At 66.9% G+C, this 18,026-nt stretch carries 19 protein-coding genes; 16 read left to right on the forward strand and 3 right to left on the reverse strand.

What is annotated here, in order from left to right; translation table 11 throughout:
• Positions 1-46 precede the first annotated feature (46 nt).
• The 3 genes from HDC31_RS03415 to HDC31_RS03425 all read left to right on the forward strand — a co-directional run bounded on the left by HDC31_RS03415 (position 47) and on the right by HDC31_RS03425 (position 3,622).
• The gene (locus HDC31_RS03415) at positions 47-1,108 is read left to right on the forward strand and encodes a polyprenyl synthetase family protein (protein ID WP_061016898.1); all 1,062 of its coding nucleotides are present in this window, start codon (positions 47-49) and stop codon (positions 1,106-1,108) included.
• 61 nt (positions 1,109-1,169) lie between these two features.
• Positions 1,170-2,543: an FAD-dependent oxidoreductase gene (locus HDC31_RS03420; protein ID WP_046747798.1), complete on the forward strand. Its 1,374-nt coding sequence runs from the start codon at positions 1,170-1,172 to the stop codon at positions 2,541-2,543.
• A gap of 71 nt (positions 2,544-2,614) precedes the next feature.
• Positions 2,615-3,622 (forward strand): alpha/beta hydrolase, encoded by a 1,008-nt coding sequence (locus HDC31_RS03425; protein ID WP_113680390.1) that lies wholly within the window; start codon positions 2,615-2,617, stop codon positions 3,620-3,622.
• Between the two features lie 4 nt (positions 3,623-3,626).
• Here HDC31_RS03425 and HDC31_RS03430 read toward each other — a convergent pair whose 3' ends face one another.
• The 3 genes from HDC31_RS03430 to HDC31_RS03440 form a co-directional block, all read right to left on the reverse strand.
• Positions 3,627-4,259: a GntR family transcriptional regulator gene (locus HDC31_RS03430; RefSeq protein ID WP_046747800.1), complete on the reverse strand. Its 633-nt coding sequence runs from the start codon at positions 4,257-4,259 to the stop codon at positions 3,627-3,629.
• A gap of 469 nt (positions 4,260-4,728) precedes the next feature.
• Positions 4,729-5,217 carry a YajQ family cyclic di-GMP-binding protein gene (locus tag HDC31_RS03435; RefSeq protein WP_017829222.1) on the reverse strand — a complete coding sequence of 163 codons (489 nt, stop codon included), beginning with the start codon at positions 5,215-5,217 and terminating at the stop codon, positions 4,729-4,731.
• Between the two features lie 13 nt (positions 5,218-5,230).
• Positions 5,231-5,662, reverse strand: a complete 432-nt coding sequence (locus tag HDC31_RS03440; RefSeq protein WP_113680391.1) for a hypothetical protein — start codon at positions 5,660-5,662, stop codon at positions 5,231-5,233.
• Positions 5,663-5,847: 185 nt separating this feature from the next.
• Between HDC31_RS03440 and HDC31_RS03445 the strand changes: the two genes are divergently transcribed.
• The 13 genes from HDC31_RS03445 (at position 5,848) to tuf (ending at position 17,971) form a co-directional block, all read left to right on the forward strand.
• Complete coding sequence (locus HDC31_RS03445) at positions 5,848-7,056, forward strand: maltose ABC transporter substrate-binding protein (protein ID WP_046747802.1); 1,209 nt, start codon at positions 5,848-5,850, stop codon at positions 7,054-7,056.
• 69 nt (positions 7,057-7,125) lie between these two features.
• A complete protein-coding gene (locus HDC31_RS03450) occupies positions 7,126-8,730 on the forward strand; it encodes an ABC transporter permease subunit (protein WP_113680392.1) in 1,605 nt (534 codons plus the stop codon).
• Between the two features lies 1 nt (position 8,731).
• Positions 8,732-9,670, forward strand: a complete 939-nt coding sequence (locus HDC31_RS03455; RefSeq protein ID WP_218867295.1) for a sugar ABC transporter permease — start codon at positions 8,732-8,734, stop codon at positions 9,668-9,670.
• A gap of 99 nt (positions 9,671-9,769) precedes the next feature.
• A complete protein-coding gene (locus tag HDC31_RS03460; protein ID WP_046747805.1) occupies positions 9,770-10,102 on the forward strand; it encodes a PadR family transcriptional regulator in 333 nt (110 codons plus the stop codon).
• Positions 10,099-10,755 carry a hypothetical protein gene (locus tag HDC31_RS03465; protein ID WP_113680393.1) on the forward strand — a complete coding sequence of 219 codons (657 nt, stop codon included), beginning with the start codon at positions 10,099-10,101 and terminating at the stop codon, positions 10,753-10,755. The genes HDC31_RS03460 and HDC31_RS03465 overlap by 4 nt, the downstream gene beginning before the upstream one ends.
• A gap of 70 nt (positions 10,756-10,825) precedes the next feature.
• Positions 10,826-10,978 carry a hypothetical protein gene (locus tag HDC31_RS03470; RefSeq protein WP_164734115.1) on the forward strand — a complete coding sequence of 51 codons (153 nt, stop codon included), beginning with the start codon at positions 10,826-10,828 and terminating at the stop codon, positions 10,976-10,978.
• Positions 10,979-11,087: 109 nt separating this feature from the next.
• Positions 11,088-12,119 carry an ABC transporter gene (locus HDC31_RS03475; protein ID WP_179515821.1) on the forward strand — a complete coding sequence of 344 codons (1,032 nt, stop codon included), beginning with the start codon at positions 11,088-11,090 and terminating at the stop codon, positions 12,117-12,119.
• A 65-nt stretch (positions 12,120-12,184) separates the two neighbouring features.
• Positions 12,185-12,619, forward strand: coding sequence for a hypothetical protein (locus HDC31_RS03480; RefSeq protein ID WP_113680394.1), 435 nt, complete (start codon positions 12,185-12,187; stop codon positions 12,617-12,619).
• An 81-nt stretch (positions 12,620-12,700) separates the two neighbouring features.
• Positions 12,701-13,348: a hypothetical protein gene (locus HDC31_RS03485; protein WP_046747808.1), complete on the forward strand. Its 648-nt coding sequence runs from the start codon at positions 12,701-12,703 to the stop codon at positions 13,346-13,348.
• A gap of 217 nt (positions 13,349-13,565) precedes the next feature.
• Positions 13,566-13,934 (forward strand): 30S ribosomal protein S12, encoded by a 369-nt coding sequence (gene rpsL, locus HDC31_RS03490; RefSeq protein ID WP_017201609.1) that lies wholly within the window; start codon positions 13,566-13,568, stop codon positions 13,932-13,934.
• Positions 13,935-13,939: 5 nt separating this feature from the next.
• Entirely contained in the window at positions 13,940-14,410 is a 471-nt protein-coding gene (gene rpsG, locus HDC31_RS03495; protein WP_017201608.1) for a 30S ribosomal protein S7, read from the forward strand.
• A gap of 87 nt (positions 14,411-14,497) precedes the next feature.
• On the forward strand, positions 14,498-16,612 hold the full coding sequence (gene fusA / locus HDC31_RS03500) for an elongation factor G (protein WP_046747809.1): 2,115 nt from the start codon (positions 14,498-14,500) through the stop codon (positions 16,610-16,612).
• A 168-nt stretch (positions 16,613-16,780) separates the two neighbouring features.
• A complete protein-coding gene (gene tuf, locus HDC31_RS03505; RefSeq protein WP_046747810.1) occupies positions 16,781-17,971 on the forward strand; it encodes an elongation factor Tu in 1,191 nt (396 codons plus the stop codon).
• Positions 17,972-18,026: the final 55 nt, after the last annotated feature.

The raw sequence follows: 18,026 nt of genomic DNA on the forward strand, positions 1-18,026 counted from the left end.
ACCGTCCGGGCGAAACCGTGACATCGGACGAAGGTAGGCTGAGAACGTGACTTCGAGCCCCATCGCCCCGGGTTCGCGACTGGCGAGCCGTCTCGGCTTCAGCGATCGCGTCTTCATCGGCCCCGCCGCCCGCCGCGTCGCCCGCGCCATCGAGGACGGGCTGGAACTCGTCGAGACCGGTCTGGCCGACGACGTCCGTGTCGCCGACCCTCTGGCCGATGCCGCGAGTCGCTATCTGTACGAGGCAGGTGGCAAGCGCATCCGCCCCGTGCTCACCCTCCTCGCCGCCCAGCTCGGCGACGGCAACACCACCCAGGTCATCGACGTCGCGAAGGCGCTCGAGATCACGCATCTCGGATCGCTCTATCACGACGATGTGATGGACGGAGCCGATCGCCGTCGCGGGGTACCGGCTGCCCACGCCGTGTGGGGCAACAACATCGCGATCCTCACGGGCGACATCCTGTTCTCCCGTGCCAGCCAGTTGATGTCCCGACTCGGTGAGCGCGCGATCCGTCTTCAGGCCGACACCTTCGAGCGGCTCGTCCTCGGTCAGATGCACGAGACCCTGGGCCCGCAGGAGGGCGACGACCCGATCGAGTTCTACATCCAGGTGCTCGCCGACAAGACGGGTTCGCTGATCGCCGCGGCCACGCAGGGCGGTGTGATCTTCTCGAACGCTCCGTCGGAGTACGAGGAGCCGCTGCGCGTGTACGGCGAGAAGATCGGCGTGGCGTTCCAGCTGCTCGACGATGTGATCGACCTCTCGGCGAAGCCCGAGGAGACCGGCAAGGTGCCGGGCACCGACCTGCGCGCCGGCGTTCCGACCATGCCCTACCTCCTGTTGAAAGCGGAGGACGACGCGGGTGCGGTCGATCTCGCGGCGCGCATCGACGACGGTGTGGCCCTGATCGCCGACGGCGCGGACTCCGCGATCCTCGACGGCCCGCTGGATGAGCTGCGCGATCACGCGGTCACGCAGAAGACCCTCGAGCTCGCGCACGCCTGGACACAGGATGCGATCGATGCCCTCACGCGCCTGCCGCGGGGGACCGTGCGCGAGGCACTGACCCGCTTCGCAGAGACCCTCGCCGAACGCTCCAGCTGAATCCGCGCGGGCGGCCCGTCGGGTCGCGCGCCTGTTGCGACGGCATACGAAAGGACCTCCCATGACCAAGCTCAGACTGGCCATCGTCGGTGCAGGCCCCGCCGGCATCTACGCCGCGGACATCCTGCTGAAGGCGGAGCGCAAGTTCGACGTCTCGATCGATCTGTTCGAGCAGCTTCCCGCGCCCTACGGTCTGGTGCGCTACGGTGTGGCCCCCGACCACCCGCGCATCAAGGGGATCATCACGGCCCTGCGCGACGTTCTCGACCGCGGTGACATCCGCCTGTTCGGCAACGTGCGCTTCGGCGAGGACATCACCCTCGAAGACCTGAAGAAGCACTACAACGCGGTGATCTTCGCCACGGGTGCCATCCGCGACACGTCTCTGGACATCCCCGGCATCGACGCTGTCGCCTCCTACGGAGCGGCCGACTACGTCAGCTGGTTCGACGGACACCCTGACGTTCCGCGCGAATGGCCGCTGGATGCGGCATCCGTCGGTGTGCTGGGCAACGGCAACGTGGCGCTCGATGTCGCACGCATGCTGGCCAAGCACGCGGAGGATCTGCTGGTCACCGAGGTGCCGTCGAACGTCTACGAGGGCCTCAAGGCCAGCGAGATCACCGACGTGCACGTGTTCGGCCGCCGTGGGCCGGCGCAGGTGAAGTTCACGCCGCTCGAGCTGCGCGAGCTCGGCGAACTGCGGGACGTCGACATGGTCGTCTACGACGAGGACTTCGACTACGACGATGCGGCGAAGGATGCCGTCGCCAGCAACAAGCAGGTCATGGTCATCGACCGCATCCTGCAGTCGTGGCGCAAGCGCGATTCGGTGAACAACGCCGGCGGCACGGCCTCGCGACGCCTGCACCTGCACTTCTGGGCGAAGCCGGTCGAGGTCCGCAAGGACGAGAACGGTCGCGTCGCGGCGCTCGTCTACGAGCGCACCCAGCCCGACGGCCAGGGCGGGGCGATCGGCACCGGTGAGCTGCGCGAGGTGCCCTTGCAGGCCCTGTACCGCGCCATCGGCTACTTCGGCTCGCCCCTTCCCGGCGTCCCGTTCGACAAGAAGCACGGCGTGATCCCCAACCGTGAGGGCCAGGTGCTCGCGAAGGACTCGAACGAGCGCGTCCCCGGCATCTACGCCACGGGGTGGATCAAGCGCGGGCCGGTGGGTCTGATCGGGCACACCAAGTCCGATGCGATGGAGACCGTGCGCCACATCATCAATGACCAGGGCTCCTGGTGGCACCCGGAGGACCCCTCCGAGGAGGCCATCGTCGAGCTCCTGCAGGAGCGCGGTGTGCGCTGGACCGATCTGGACGGATGGCACCGCCTCGACGAGCACGAGATCGCTCTCGGCGCGCCTGAGGAGCGGGCCCGCGTCAAGGTGGTCCCGCGCGACGAGATGGTCCGCGTCTCCCGCGGCGAGTAACGCCGCCTCGGTCGGGCCTCCCCGTCCCTTCGGCATGCTCCGCTAGCCTGGCGTGAACGGGGGAGGAATGCATGGCCGACTGGATTCCCGATGTGCTCGGTGACGAGTTCCAGCAGCGCACTCTCGACCTCGGTGTCGACGATCAGGGTCCGGTCGTGGCCACCCTGGTGCGCGCGCTGCCGACAGAGCCGGGCCTCTGGGAAAGGGTGCGCGGACACCGTCCGCTCCTCGACGGAGTCGATGTGCTGTACGTGCACGGCTGGTCCGACTACTTCTTCCAGAAGCGTCTCGCCCGCTTCTGGACCACGCGGGGCGCCCGTTTCTTCGCGCTCGATCTGCGCAAGTACGGCCGCAGCCTCCGCGACAGGCAGACGCCGGGATACATCGCCGATCTCGCGATCTACGACGAGGACATCGCTGCGGCACTGGACGCCACGGGGCGTGGGGAAGGAGGCGTCGAATCCGACCGGCGCCTGATCCTGCTCGGACACTCCACCGGCGGTCTGACACTGAGCCTGTGGGCGTCTCGGCATCCGGGAGCGGCCGACGCGGTGATCCTCAACAGTCCCTGGCTGGAGTTCCAGTTCGCCCCGGCGAGAGCGGCGATCGCCCCGATGGTCGAACTGCAGGCGAGGATCCGTCCGATGGAGGTGGCACCGCAGGTCGACCTCGGCTTCTACACGCGAGCACAGCAGGAGGTGGCCGACCCTGACGACCCGATGGAGGTGAACCCGGTCTGGCGCCCGGCGCAGACCATGGCCGTGTACGCGGGGTGGCTGCACGCCATCCTGTCGGGGCACAAGGCCGTGGCATCGGGCCTGTCCATCACGGCGCCGGTGTGCGTGCTGCTCTCCGCGAGATTCGTGCCCCCGACGCGATGGTCGGAGGACCTCACCTCAGCCGATTCCGTGCTGGTCGTCGACGACATCGCCCGTGCGGCACTCCGTCTCGGACCCAGCGTCACCGTGGAGCGCATCGACGGTGCCCTGCACGATGTGTTCCTCTCCCGGCACGAGGCACGGGAGGACGCCTATCGGCGGCTGGACCGGTGGGTCACCGCATGGCGAGCGGTGCAGTGAGCTCTCACAGGTAGTACATCGCCCGGACGAGGCGCTCTGCGGTGTCGCCGTCCGCACTTCGAACGGCATCGCCGAAGTCGGAGTACACCTGACCCATGCGTGCGCGATCCGACGGCGGCACCACCCAATCGCGGAGGTTGCGGAACAGCACCATGCTCGCGTCGTCGATCAGCGTGCGATGCTGCGAGTTGCCGCTGTGATCGCCGAGGTAGGAGAACACCGCCCAGCGCGCGTTCGACGTCTCGGTGCCGTCCTCGAGTGATGCGTGCAAGCCCTCGACCAGGGCGACGACGTGCTCGCGCTGGGCCATCGTGATCCTCGGTACGGCCAGTCTCGCGGCGATGCCCGCCTGGTAGCCGGCGAACTCGAGCGACTGCGCCACGGTCTCCGGGGTCACCGCCGTCACCTCCGTGTACCGGCTCGGATACATCGTCACCATCCCGAGGCGTTCCAGTCGCTGGAGCGCCTCCCGCACCGGTGTCCGTGACACGTGCAGCTCCTCCGCCACGTCGACGTCACGGATGCGCTCACCCGCGGCCAACGTGCCGTCGATGATCTGTCCGCCGATGTGGTGGAAGACTTCTTCGGCCAGGAGCTGCTTGCTCTCGCCGATGTTCGTCGATCCGGTACTCCCCATGGATCCGCCCCCAGTTGCCCTTCTGATCCCGAGCGCCCCATGATTCGCCCGGGAGGGCAACTACATCATGAAGTCGCTTCGGATGCCAATATCCCCCACCGGAGTCCGCGGTCCGCGTGGGGGCGCGCAGCGCGGGCCCCGGTGGGCTCTTCTTACGTGTGGTCGCCCGCTCGCGGTTTCCGTGGCCGGCGGATGCTCAGCATCCGCCGGCCACCGAAGACGCGAGCGCATGGAACTGCCGCGGCCTCGTCCCCACGAGGGCAAGCTCGCAATACCGAAATCGCGCAGCCCTACGACGGCAGTGCGTCACGCGGCGTTCGCGTCGTCGGTCGAGTCGACCGCTTCCCAGTCTTGGGTACGGAAACCCATATATTGGTATGCAATTCAACAATCTGGCACGCAGTCCAGAAATCACGACGGAGGGGCCGGAAGCGATCGCATCCGGCCCCTCCGTCGTCGAGCGCGACGCTTACCGGTAGTTGATGAACTGCAGGTCGAGATCGAGGTCGGCGCCCTTCAACAGTGCGATGACCGACTGCAGGTCGTCGCGGCTCTTGGACTGCACGCGCAGCTCGTCGCCCTGGATCTGGCTCTTCACGCCCTTGGGGCCCTCGTCCCGGATGATCTTGTTGATCTTCTTCGCGTTCTCGGAGGAGATGCCGTCCTTGAGCGTCGAGACGATGCGGAACTCCTTGCCGCTGGCGAACGGGTCGCCGGACTCGAGGCTCTTCAGCGAGATGCCGCGCTTGATGAGCTTGGACTGGAACACGTCGAGCACGGCCTTGGCGCGCTCCTCGGTGTTCGCGATGATGAGGATGCTCTCGCCGCTCCAGGCGATCGACGCACCGGTGCCCTTGAAGTCGTAGCGCTGCTCGATCTCCTTGCGGGCCTGGTTCAGAGCGTTCTCCGCTTCCTGGTGGTCGACCTTCGAGACGATGTCAAATGAGCTGTCAGCCATGGTTTCATCCTACTCAGGGGCTCAGCGCGTAGACGTTGTCGGAGACCCGGGTGGCTCCGTCCGGCGTGGGGTAGTCGTTGGGGACGGTCACGAAGTGCCCGGTGGGACCACTCATCTCCACGGGGGCGCCTTCTCCGCCGCACGCCATGCCCCACTCGCCATCCTCGGGGAAGGCGAGCACGCATACCGCTCCGTGTTCGACGCCGCGCAGCAGCCAGATCGAGCTGCCGGAGTGTTCACCCACCAGGCGGGCCGACGACAGGTCGGCGACGTCTCCGGAGTCCTGCTCCGCCACCGCGTCCGGGACGGCGTCTTCCGGCTCGGCTTCTCGATCCAGGACGCCATAGCTCGGGGCGAACACGGTGCACCCGCTCAGCGCGATCGCCGTGAGCGCCAACGCGAGCGCTGCCGTGATCCTGCGGATGCGAAGTGTGCCACCAGCCATGACCACAGTCTACGGAGCGGGTTTCGTCGGACCCGTGGAAGCGTTTCCATCCGAGTGAAGCGGATTTCGGTGCATCACGGGTTGATATCGACGGCCTCTCTCATTGCGAACACGCCTGATTTCGATGCATACTGTAAGCGCTTGCAGTCCTTGCAGGTGATCAGCACTGAGAGAGGCACACACCAATGAAGGTGAACAAGAGGGGCATCGTCGCCGCGGGCGCGATCGCCATCGTTTCGACTCTGACGCTTGCCGGCTGCTCCACGGGGACCAGCAACGACGACACCTCCGGCTCCGACGACAGCAGTGCGCTGGTCGTCTGGGTCGACGCCGAGCGGGTCGACGCGCTTCAGGGCGCCGCAGATGCCTACGAGGAGAAGACCGGCGTCAAGGTCGAGCTCACGGGCAAGTCGGTCGATGACATGAAGGACGACTTCATCCAGCAGGTCCCGACCGGCAAGGGCCCCGACATCGTCATGGGCGCGCACGACTGGCTGGGCGAGCTCTCCACGAACGGCGTGGTCGCTCCGATCGAGCTGGGCGACAGCTCCGAGGACTACCTCCCCGTCGCGCTGCAGGCGGCGACGTACGACGGCACCGTCTACATGCTCCCGTACGCCGTGGAGAACATCGCCGTGCTCCGCAACGCCGACCTGGTTCCGGCTCCCGCGACCAGCTTCGACGACATGATCTCCAAGGGGAAGTTCGTCGTCGAGCAGGGGACCGAGGGCAACCCGTACCACCTGTACCCGTTCCAGACCGCGTTCGGCGCCCCGGTGTTCGGCACCGACGACACCGGCAGCTACGACTCCACCGACCTCCAGCTCGGCAGCGAGGGCGGCTTCGCCTTCGCCGACTGGCTGGGCGCGCAGGGCGCTGCCGGCGTGCTCAACACCGATGTCGACGGTGAGATCGCCAAGCAGCAGTTCCTCGACGGCACCGCCGCCTTCTGGCTGACCGGTCCGTGGAACGTGGGTGCGGCCACCGACGCCGGCATCAACGTCGCGATCGACCCGATCCCGAGCCCGACCGGTGAGACCGCATCGCCGTTCGCCGGAGTGAAGGGCTTCTTCGTGAGCTCCGAGTCGAAGAACAAGGTCGCCGCGAACGACTTCCTCGTGAACTACATCGGCACCGAAGACGTGCAGCTCGAGCTGTTCAAGGCCGGCAACGTGCTTCCCGCGCTCACCGCTGCGGCCGACACCGCGGCCGCCGACCCGATCATCGCCGGCTTCCAGGCCGTCGGTGCCGACGCCGTGCCGATGCCCGCCATCCCGGCCATGGGTGCGGTCTGGCAGTACTGGGGCGTGGCCGAGGCCGCGATCATCAACGGCGAGGACCCGGCGACGACGTGGCAGAAGCTCGTCGACGACGTGACCGCCGCGATCAAGTAACAGCCAGGACACTGACTCTGCCGGGGTGGGCGCCTTCGCCCGCCCCGGCAGGATCATGACGAGGACGACATGACTGACACCGAAGAGCGCACAGCTCCTCCGACCAAGCGCCAGCGCCAGGCCGCCAAGATCGCCGAGGCTGCAGCAGGGCCGATCGGCTGGATGCTGCTGAAGATCCTCCTGCTGGCGGTCGTCGATGCGATCGCGCTGTATGCCGCGTTCGTCCTCTTCGCGCACCAGGAGTGGTTGATCCTTGGCATCGTGGTCGTCGTCGCGGTCCTGGTCAACTACATCTACTTCTCCCGCAAGCGCATCGCGGCGAAGTACCTGACGCCCGGCATCATCTTCCTGATCGTGTTCCAGGTCTTCACGCTGCTCTACACCGGGTACATCGGCTTCACGAACTACGGCACCGGCCACAACGGAACCAAGGACCAGGCGATCTCCTCGCTCCTCGCTTCGGCGCAGGAGCGGGTCGAGGACTCGCCGACGTACCCCGTCACCGTGGTCGAGCAGTTCGGCACCTACGGCCTGCTGGCGACAGACCCGGACACCGGCGATGCACTCCTCGGCACGGCGGAGCAGCCGCTCGCAGAGGTCGACGCGCAGTTCGAAGGTGACAAGGCCGTCGCGGTCGACGGGTGGACCACGCTTCCCCTCGCCACCGTCTTCACGCTGTCGGAGGAGCTGGAGCAGCTCTCCGTCCCGTTCAGCGACGACCCCAACGAGGGCAGCCTGCGCGCTCCCGACGGGCAGAAGGGCTACCTCTACGTCTCGACTCTCGAATACGACGAGGTCGCAGACACCATCACCGATACCACCACGGGCACGGTCTATTCGGACACCGGTGACGGTGCGTTCACAGCCGAAGGCGGAGAGCAGCTCCTCCCCGGATGGCAGACGACGGTCGGTTTCGACAACTTCGTGCGCGCTGTCACCGACTCCTCCATCCGCGGTCCGCTCATCTCGGTGACGCTCTGGACCTTCGCGTTCGCCCTGATCTCGGTCGCGACCACGTTCTTCCTCGGTCTGCTGCTCGCGCTGGTGTTCAACAACACCCGTATGCGCTTCCGCAACGGCTACCGCATCATCCTGATCCTCCCGTACGCGTTCCCCGCGTTCCTGTCCGCGCTGGTCTGGGCGGGCATGATGAACGAGAGCTTCGGCTTCATCAACCAGGTGATCTTCGGCGGGGCCGCGATCCCGTGGCTGACCGATCCCACGCTCGCCAAGGTGTCGGTGCTGCTGGTGAACCTGTGGCTCGGGTTCCCGTACATGTTCCTGGTCTGCATGGGGGCGCTGCAGGGCATCCCGGAGGACGTCAACGAAGCCGCCGTGATGGACGGCGCGAACCCGTGGCAGGTCTTCCGCCGCATCAAGCTGCCGCTGCTGCTCGTGACCGTGGCGCCACTGCTGATCTCGTCGTTCGCGTTCAACTTCAACAACTTCAACCTGATCTACATGCTCACCAAGGGCGGGCCGCGCTTCAGCGATGTGTCCATCCCCGTGGGCCACACCGACATCCTGATCTCGATGGTCTACAAGGTGGCCTTCACGGGTCAGACCCGCGACTACGGTCTGGCGTCGGCCTTCACGATCCTGATCTTCATCGTGGTCGCGACGATCTCCATCATCAGCTTCCGCAAGACCAAGGCCCTCGAGGAGCTGAACTGACATGAGCACCGACAGCCCCATCACCGAGCGTCCCGCCACAACCCGGCCCGCCGAGAAGGCGCAGACCCTCGCTCCGCGCCGCCGCAGCTTCGGCGCCTGGTTCGCCGACACCGGATGGCGTCACCTCGTGGCGATCGTCGTGAGCGCGTTCGCGCTGTTCCCGCTGCTGTACGTCGTCTCGGCCTCGCTGAACCCGAAGGGGACGCTGACGGGCTCGAACCAGCTGTTCTCCGCGATCGGGATCGACAGCTACGTGCGCATCCTCAGCGACCCGCAGAACCCGTACGGCACGTGGTTCCTCAACACGCTCCTGATCGCCGTCGTCACCGGCGCGGTCACGGTCTTCATCGGAGCGTGCGCCGCCTACGCCTTCTCGCGCATGAGGTTCGCCGGGCGCCGCGTGGGCCTCGTGACGATCGTGGTCGTGCAGATGTTCCCGCAGCTGCTCGCCGTGGTCGCGATCTTCCTCCTCATGTCGACCCTGGGGGACTGGTTCCCGGCCATCGGTCTGAACACCCACACGGGTCTGATCCTGGTGTACCTCGGTGGAGCGCTCGGTGTGAACACCTACCTGATGTACGGCTTCTTCAACACGATCCCCAAGGAGATCGACGAGGCTGCCCGCATCGACGGTGCCGGTCACGCACGCATCTTCTTCACGATCATCCTTCGTCTGGTCGCGCCGATCCTCGCGGTGGTCGGACTGCTCTCGTTCATCGGCACCGTCAACGAGTACGTCATCGCGAGCGTCATGCTCGTCGACGTCGATCAGCAGACGCTCGTGGTCGGTCTGACGAAGCTCGTCGCGAACCCGCGGTATGCGGACTGGTCGGCGTTCTCGGCGGGGGCCGTGATGGCCGCGATCCCGGTGATGATCCTGTTCCTGTTCCTGCAGAAGTACATCGTGGGCGGTCTGACGGCCGGAGCGACGAAGGGCTGAGCCGCTGGTCTGCCCGCCGGCGTCGTGATCCGGTGGGCACGGGTGCCCGCACGGTCGGACTCCTCACGCTCTCTTGTCTCGCATGCTACCTTGTCTTGCATGACAGCTGATGTCGGCGCTCAGATGCGCAAGGGAGTGGTCGAGTACTGCGTGCTCGGCCTGCTCGCGCGCGAGCCGATGTACGGCTGGCAGCTGGCGGATGCGCTCACCGGCGCGGGCCTGATCGCCAGCATCGGCACGCTGTACCCGCTGCTCGGGAGGCTGAAGGACAACGGGTGGGTCACCACGTTCGATCAGCCCTCCGACAGTGGTCCGGTGCGCAAGTACTACCGGCTCACCGGCAGCGGGATCGATCAGTTGGACCGTTTCCGCGCCCAGTGGACACCATTCGCCCGTGTCGTCACGGGCATCGTCGGAGAGGGACGACCATGACAGAGCTCACCGCAGACGGCCTCCGCACCGAGTACCTCGCGCGGCTCGACGAGGCCATGCGCAACCTGCCGCACGGTGTCGCGAGCGACATCCGTGCCGGCATCCTCGAGGAGCTGCAGGGGCTCGATGCCGAAGCGACGGCGGCACGCATCGCGGATCTCGGCGATCCTGTCGCGATCGCCGATGGGGCTCAGGCGGAAGTCCCGTCCGGGCCGACGATCATCGGCGCGCCCGCGGTCGCCGCGCCCCCGGTGCCGCGTCCGCCGGCGACCTCGACGAGAGGGTTCGCGATCGCTGCGGCGCTGACGTTGAGCTTCGGAGGGATCGTCGTGCCCGTACTCGGCTGGTTCGTCGGCGCCGCGCTCGTGAGCGCGAGCTCGCTCTGGAGGACGTGGGAGAAGGTGGTCGCGATCGTCGTACCCTTCGTCGTCACCGGCATCTCGTTCCTCACGGTCTCCACGCTGACGGCCTTCTCCTCGTCGGAGTCGGGTGGGAGCTCCTCGGGGACCGGGACGCCCCCGGAGGTCCCCGCCGTCAACCCGCTCGTGCCCGGCGTGGGGGAGTGGCACGTCCTCATCCTCCTCGGATTCCTCCTCGTGCCGCTCTCCGGGCTGTGGCTGCTGTGGCGACTCCGGGGGCGCGCCGCAGGATGAAGCGGGTGCCGCGCACCGGATATCGGCGTTGCTCCTCGGGGGATCGGTGCTTCGGGCCTAGCGTGGAGTCATGGCACGGGTGGGGGGTCGCAACCTCGGGATGAGCTGGTTCGCCGGCATCGTGTGCGTCGGCGTCATCGGCGCCCTCGTGTGGCTGTCGCTTCCGATGGTCCCCGTGCTCGCCCAGTTCGCCGGGGATGCGCTTCGCACCGCTCTTCCCTGACCTGGGACGACGTATCCGCATGAATGCCGACACGTCGGCACGCCTCCGCGAGCGTCCGTTCGCGCGGAGGTACCCTCGCAATGCACGATTCCGATGAGAGGCGCACCCCATGAGTGACCCCGACGTTCCCCAGCCCGAGAAGCCGGCTGACGTTGACGACGTCGTCGGCAGCGCGAACGCGGGTCTGGATGCCGCCGCGGCCGCAGGTGCGGATGTTCCCGGCTCCGGCGAGACCGTGGCAGACGGTGGCGACGTCACGCCGGCCGCCGCACCCGTGGATCCCGACCTCGCCGCTTTCGAAGCGGCCGAGCGCGAACACCCCGGAACCTTCGCTTCGCCGCCCCCCGCGGTGACCCCCGCTTCCTCCGCTGCATCGTACGACCGCGCCGAAGAGATCAGGGCTCAGGCCGACGCCGAGACCACCTCCTTCTACCCGGAGCCCGTCGTGGGCGAGCCCGTGCCCTTCGGTCACGAGCAGTCCGGCATGGCGGGAGCCGCCTACGCCCAGTACGGCGATGAGGCCGAGACGCGTGTCGTCCCCTCGGAGCCGCTGGTGGTCGCGGCCGCAGCGCAGCCGCAGCCGATCTTCGTCCAGGCTCCCGAGCCTCCCCGTGACCGGGGCAACCGCGGCACGGCAGGGGCCATCGGGCTTCTCGCCACCCTCGTCTTCGCGGTCCTGTACCTCGGTGCATGGCTCGGTCTCGGCGCGATCGCCGGTGACGTGACCGGAGAGAACATCGGTCAGAGTGCTGTCGCCCCGCTGTCCACCTGGGGGTTCTGGACGCCCGTCGTCGTGTTCTTCCTCGGGTTCTGGCTGCTCGGCGCGATCATCAACCGCGGTCGCTGGGGACTCTGGGTCGTCTTCGGTCTCATCGTCGGCGTCATCGCGTACGGCGGCCACATCCTCGGGCAGCTCTTCGAAGCCCCGTTCTGGAAGCTCAGCTCGAGCCAGGGGCTCGACCTCGTCGGCGAGCAACTGCTCGCTCCGCTCGCGATCGCGGCATTCGTGTTCGCCCGCGAGCTCACGATCTGGTTCGGCGCGTGGGTCGCACGCAGTGGCGCCCGCAAGACCGAGCTGAACGCCGAGGCGCAGCGCGAGTACGAGCGCACGCTCGAAGCCGGCCCGACGCTGGCGAGGTAATCACGAACTCCACCACGCCGAACCCCCGCGGACCCGAGTCCGCGGGGGTTTCGGCCATCCTGGCGGTGGTCCTCGCCACCATCGGCTTCTTCGCGCTCGCCGTCTTCGGGCTCGGAGCGGTGAGCGTCGCCACGGACACCGACATCATCGCGGTCCCGAACCTGGGCCAGGTGCCGGGAGTGGCCGGGATGATCGCCGCCGTCGTCTCCTTCGCCCTCGTCCTGTGGTCGACGCTGCGTCGGTCGCAGCCCTCCTATGTGGCGACGGTCGCGATCGCCCTGACGGCGGGACTCGCCCACCTCGTCGTGGTCTGGTTCGCCGTACTCATCGGCGACGGAGATCTCGTGCTCGCGACTGCGGTCGCCGGAGACCTGGTGCGAGGCGGTGCGAGCGCTGTCATCGTGCTGGCTGCGCTGATCGCCGGGTGGGGCGGTATCGCCCTGCGGCGCACCCGTGCGGAGCATCCACGCTGGCCCTGGGAGCGCGAAGAGGAGGAGTGACCTTCGGGCGCTCGTCCGTCTTCGCCCCGCCGGGCTGGGGAAATCGCGACGGCGAGGGGCGACGCGCCGTACGCTGGTGGAGTGGAGCGCTCGTTGGAGACGCAGGTCGACCAGGCCGTCGAAGCCTGGTTGCGCTGGGTGCCGCGCTGGGAGCCGGCGACCCACCGCGGTCGCGTCGCGCCGTGTCGTCGGTGTCTCGGCTCTCCGATCCTCTCGGCGGCCGGCATCGGGGCGAACGTGCCGCACGGGGTGCAGCACGGGCTGTCGACCAGGATCAAGACCATCGTCGATCATGCCGTCGCGGAGTACACGGCGAGGAACCTGCCGATGCTGCAGCGCGAACTCGACCAGCAGGCCGCGCGCAACCGTGCCCGCAGCTATCGCCCGGCGGAGGATCTCGACCCCGAGTTCGACGGCCTCCCGCTCGATCCCGATCCGGTTCCTGGCGCCCCGTTCCTGTTCACCATCGCCGGGCTCGCGGACGACTCTGCCGCGGAGCTCCCCGCGCTGCCTCCGCTCACGGAGGAGGCCAAGATCGCGCTCCGGCAGGAGGTGGCACTCGCCGACGAGTACGCCAACCTGGTGGGCCGCGAGATCTGCGGCATCCTGCTGCGGCACCGGATCTCGATCCAGGCCGCGGTCTCGCAGCACGTCGAGCCGCAGATCGAGGCTCTGCTGGCCGAGCTGACCGAATCGCTCGACTCGCCGTTCGACCCCGACCTGCCCTGAGGTGCGAGCGCAGGCACGCCCATTTGACCGCTACGTTACGCGGCATTACACTTGATCAGGTGTGTGCACGCCTCCGCGTGCGCACTGGGCGCCGGCACCTGTCGGTCTGCCCCCACGGCATACCCATCACACCAAAAGCTCGTCGGTTCCGGCGTGCCGGTGGGTCATGATGTGAAACCCATCACGCTGTCACCGTGCAGCACTATGAGGAGAGAACGTGCCAACCATTCAGCAGTTGGTTCGCAAGGGTCGCTCGCCCAAGGTCACCAAGACCAAGGCGCCGGCGCTCAAGTCGAACCCGCAGCAGGCCGGGGTCTGCACCCGCGTCTACACCACCACGCCGAAGAAGCCGAACTCCGCGATGCGCAAGGTCGCTCGTGTGAAGCTCCGCAACGGCACCGAGGTCACCGCGTACATCCCCGGTGAGGGCCACAACCTGCAGGAGCACTCGCTCGTGCTCGTGCGTGGCGGTCGTGTCAAGGACCTCCCCGGTGTGCGTTACAAGATCGTCCGCGGCGCCCTGGACACCCAGGCAGTCAAGAACCGTAAGCAGGCTCGTTCCCGCTACGGCGCGAAGAAGGGTTGAGTTAGATGCCTCGTAAGGGACCAGCCCCCAAGCGCCCCGTCGTCAACGACCCGGTATACGGCGCACCGATCGTCACCTCGCTGGTGAACAAGATCCTCGTCGACGGCAAGAAGTCGCTGGCCGAGTCGATCGTCTACGGCGCCCTCCGCGGTGTCGAGGCGAAGAACGGTCAGGACGCCGTCGCCACCCTGAAGAAGGCGCTCGACAACGTGCGCCCGACCCTCGAGGTCCGCAGCCGCCGCGTCGGTGGCTCGACCTACCAGGTGCCGGTCGAGGTCAAGCCTCACCGCGCCAACACGCTCGCACTGCGCTGGCTCGTGAGCTACGCGAAGGGCCGTCGTGAGAAGACGATGACCGAGCGTCTGCAGAACGAGATCCTCGACGCGTCGAACGGCCTGGGTGCCGCGGTCAAGCGCCGCGAGGACACGCACAAGATGGCCGAGTCGAACCGCGCGTTCGCTCACTACCGCTGGTAAACAGCTCCGCCGGCCCCTCGGCCACCCGCCGAGGGGCCGGCACCCCCTCTTCGCAGTACACCTGCTCCAAAAGATAAGGACACTCCTGTGGCACAAGACGTGCTCACGGACCTGAGCAAGGTCCGCAACATCGGCATCATGGCGCACATCGATGCCGGCAAGACCACGACGACCGAGCGCATCCTGTTCTACACGGGCGTCAACCACAAGCTCGGCGAGACGCACGACGGCGCCTCGACCACCGACTGGATGGAGCAGGAGAAGGAGCGCGGCATCACGATCACGTCTGCCGCCGTGACCTGCTACTGGAACAAGAACCAGATCAACATCATCGACACCCCCGGCCACGTGGACTTCACGGTCGAGGTGGAGCGTTCGCTCCGCGTGCTCGACGGTGCGGTCGCCGTGTTCGACGGCAAGGAGGGCGTCGAGCCCCAGTCCGAGACCGTCTGGCGTCAGGCCGACAAGTACAACGTCCCGCGCATCTGCTTCGTCAACAAGATGGACAAGCTCGGCGCCGACTTCTACTTCACGGTCGACACCATCATCAACCGCCTCGGCGCCAAGCCGCTCGTGATCCAGCTGCCGATCGGCGCGGAGAGCGACTTCATCGGCGTGGTCGACCTGATCGAGATGCGTGCACTGGTCTGGGCCGGAGACTCCAAGGGTGACGTCACCATGGGCGCCTCCTACGAGATCCAGGAGATCCCGGAAGACCTCAAGGAGAAGGCGGCGGAGTACCGTCAGCAGCTCCTCGAGACCGTCGCCGAGACCGACGACGCGCTGCTGGAGAAGTTCTTCGGTGGCGAGGAGCTCACGGTCGCCGAGATCAAGGGCGCCATCCGCAAGCTGACCGTCGCGAGCGAGATCTACCCGGTGCTCTGCGGCTCCGCGTTCAAGAACCGCGGCGTCCAGCCGATGCTCGACGCGGTCGTCGACTACCTCCCGAACCCGCTCGACGTGGGCTCGATCGAGGCGCACGACCCGAAGGACTACGACACGATCATCGAGCGTCACCCCGACGCCAATGACCCGTTCGCAGCTCTCGCGTTCAAGGTCGCCGTGCACCCGTTCTTCGGTCGCCTCACCTACGTGCGCGTCTACTCGGGCCACCTCGACTCCGGTTCGGCCGTCGTCAACTCGACCAAGAACAAGAAGGAGCGCATCGGGAAGATCTTCCAGATGCACGCCAACAAGGAGATCCCGGTCCCCTCGGTCACCGCCGGCAACATCTACGCGGTCATCGGCCTCAAGGACACCACCACGGGTGACACCCTCACCGACCCGACGGCGCCCGTCGTCCTCGAGTCGATGACGTTCCCGGAGCCCGTCATCGAGGTCGCGATCGAGCCGAAGACCAAGGCCGACCAGGAGAAGCTGGGTGTCGCCATCCAGAAGCTCGCTGAAGAGGACCCGACCTTCCGCACGGAGCTCAACCCCGAGACCGGTCAGACGACCATCAAGGGCATGGGCGAGCTGCACCTCGACATCCTCGTCGACCGCATGAAGCGCGAGTTCAACGTCGAGGCCAACGTCGGCAAGCCGCAGGTGGCGTACCGCGAGACGATCCGCAAGACCGTCGAGAAGCACGACTACACGCACAAGAAGCAGACCGGTGGTTCTGGACAGTTCGCCAAGATCCAGTTCACCATCGAGCCGCTCGACCTCGACTCCGAGAAGACCTACGAGTTCGTGAACGCCGTCACCGGTGGTCGCATCCCTCGTGAGTACATCGGCTCGATCGACGCCGGTTTCCAGGACGCGATGAACGTCGGTGTGCTCGCGGGCTACCCGATGGTCGGCGTCAAGGCGACCATCGTCGACGGTGCGGCCCACGACGTCGACTCCTCGGAGATGGCGTTCAAGATCGCGGGCTCCATGGGCTTCAAGGAGGCCGCGCGTCGTGCCAACCCCGTGTTGCTCGAGCCGCTGATGGCCGTCGAGGTCCGTACTCCTGAGGAGTACATGGGCGACGTCATCGGCGACCTGAACTCGCGTCGTGGCCAGATCCAGTCGATGGAAGACGCTGCCGGCGTCAAGGTCGTCCGCGCTCAGGTCCCGCTGTCCGAGATGTTCGGCTACATCGGCGACCTGCGCTCGAAGACCTCGGGCCGTGCCGTCTACTCGATGGAGTTCCACAGCTACGCTGAGGTGCCCCGCGCTGTGGCCGACGAGATCGTCCAGAAGACCAAGGGCGAGTAATCGCTCTTCTGGGAGCCCTGGGTCGCTGAGCCTGTCGAAGCACCCGGGGTTCCCAGGTCACCTACAACTTCACATTCCCTCTCTACTAAACTGAGAACCTAACCCGTAGAGAACCGGTCGCAAACCAGTGCCCGGTCACCTCTACAACGACGTCCTGAGGAGGACCCAGTGGCTAAGGCCAAGTTCGAGCGGACCAAGCCGCACGTCAACATCGGAACGATCGGTCACGTCGACCACGGCAAGACCACGCTCTCCGCAGCGATCTCGAAGGTGCTTGCTGACAAGTTCCCGTCCGACACCAACGTGCAGCGTGACTTCGCTTCCATCGACTCGGCGCCGGAAGAGCGCCAGCGTGGAATCACCATCAACATCTCGCACATCGAGTACGAGACCCCCAAGCGCCACTACGCGCACGTTGACGCTCCCGGCCACGCCGACTACGTCAAGAACATGATCACCGGTGCGGCTCAGATGGACGGCGCGATCCTCGTGGTCGCCGCCACCGACGGCCCGATGGCTCAGACGCGTGAGCACGTGCTGCTCGCCAAGCAGGTCGGCGTTCCGTACCTGCTGGTCGCGCTGAACAAGTCCGACATGGTCGACGACGAGGAGATCCTGGAGCTCGTCGAGCTCGAGGTCCGCGAGCTGCTCGCAGGCCAGGGCTTCGACGAGGACGCTCCTGTCGTCCGCGTCTCGGCTCTCAAGGCCCTCGAGGGCGACGAGAAGTGGACCCAGGCGATCCTGGACCTGATGCAGGCTGTCGACGACAGCGTTCCGGACCCGGAGCGTGACCGTGACAAGCCGTTCCTGATGCCCGTCGAGGACGTCTTCACGATCACCGGTCGTGGCACCGTCGTCACGGGTCGCGCCGAGCGTGGCACGCTGGCCATCAACTCCGAGGTCGAGATCGTCGGACTCCGTCCGACCGTCAAGACCACGGTCACGGGTATCGAGATGTTCCACAAGCAGCTCGACGAGGCCTGGGCCGGCGAGAACTGTGGTCTGCTGCTCCGCGGCACCAAGCGTGAGGACGTCGAGCGCGGCCAGGTCATCGTGAAGCCGGGTTCGGTCACGCCGCACACCGACTTCGAGGGCACCGCTTACATCCTGTCCAAGGACGAGGGTGGGCGTCACAACCCGTTCTACACGAACTACCGCCCGCAGTTCTACTTCCGCACCACCGACGTCACCGGCGTCATCTCGCTGCCCGAGGGCACCGAGATGGTCATGCCCGGCGACACCACCGACATGACGGTCGAGCTGATCCAGCCGATCGCCATGGAGGAGGGCCTCGGCTTCGCCATCCGTGAGGGTGGACGCACCGTCGGCGCCGGTACGGTCACGAAGATCATCAAGTAAGCACCTGCTTCCTCGCAAAGGGGTCGGACCTTCGGGTCCGGCCCCTTTGTCGTGC

Source organism: Microbacterium sp. JAI119 (assembly GCF_013410135.1).
GTDB classification, from domain to species: Bacteria; Actinomycetota; Actinomycetes; order Actinomycetales; family Microbacteriaceae; genus Microbacterium; species Microbacterium oxydans.

What these genes read in the sequence shown, in the direction of transcription:
- HDC31_RS03430 (WP_046747800.1), bottom strand. Translation starts at nt 4,259, where the DNA reads ATGGGGAGTACCGGATCGACGAACATCGGCGAGAGCAAGCAGCTCCTG.
- HDC31_RS03455 (WP_218867295.1), top strand. Translation starts at nt 8,732, where the DNA reads ATGAGCACCGACAGCCCCATCACCGAGCGTCCCGCCACAACCCGGCCC.
- HDC31_RS03450 (WP_113680392.1), top strand. Translation starts at nt 7,126, where the DNA reads ATGACTGACACCGAAGAGCGCACAGCTCCTCCGACCAAGCGCCAGCGC.
- HDC31_RS03440 (WP_113680391.1), bottom strand. Translation starts at nt 5,662, where the DNA reads ATGGCTGGTGGCACACTTCGCATCCGCAGGATCACGGCAGCGCTCGCG.
- HDC31_RS03460 (WP_046747805.1), top strand. Translation starts at nt 9,770, where the DNA reads ATGACAGCTGATGTCGGCGCTCAGATGCGCAAGGGAGTGGTCGAGTAC.
- HDC31_RS03445 (WP_046747802.1), top strand. Translation starts at nt 5,848, where the DNA reads ATGAAGGTGAACAAGAGGGGCATCGTCGCCGCGGGCGCGATCGCCATC.
- HDC31_RS03470 (WP_164734115.1), top strand. Translation starts at nt 10,826, where the DNA reads ATGGCACGGGTGGGGGGTCGCAACCTCGGGATGAGCTGGTTCGCCGGC.
- HDC31_RS03475 (WP_179515821.1), top strand. Translation starts at nt 11,088, where the DNA reads ATGAGTGACCCCGACGTTCCCCAGCCCGAGAAGCCGGCTGACGTTGAC.
- HDC31_RS03425 (WP_113680390.1), top strand. Translation starts at nt 2,615, where the DNA reads ATGGCCGACTGGATTCCCGATGTGCTCGGTGACGAGTTCCAGCAGCGC.
- HDC31_RS03420 (WP_046747798.1), top strand. Translation starts at nt 1,170, where the DNA reads ATGACCAAGCTCAGACTGGCCATCGTCGGTGCAGGCCCCGCCGGCATC.
- rpsG (WP_017201608.1), top strand. Translation starts at nt 13,940, where the DNA reads ATGCCTCGTAAGGGACCAGCCCCCAAGCGCCCCGTCGTCAACGACCCG.
- HDC31_RS03435 (WP_017829222.1), bottom strand. Translation starts at nt 5,217, where the DNA reads ATGGCTGACAGCTCATTTGACATCGTCTCGAAGGTCGACCACCAGGAA.
- HDC31_RS03465 (WP_113680393.1), top strand. Translation starts at nt 10,099, where the DNA reads ATGACAGAGCTCACCGCAGACGGCCTCCGCACCGAGTACCTCGCGCGG.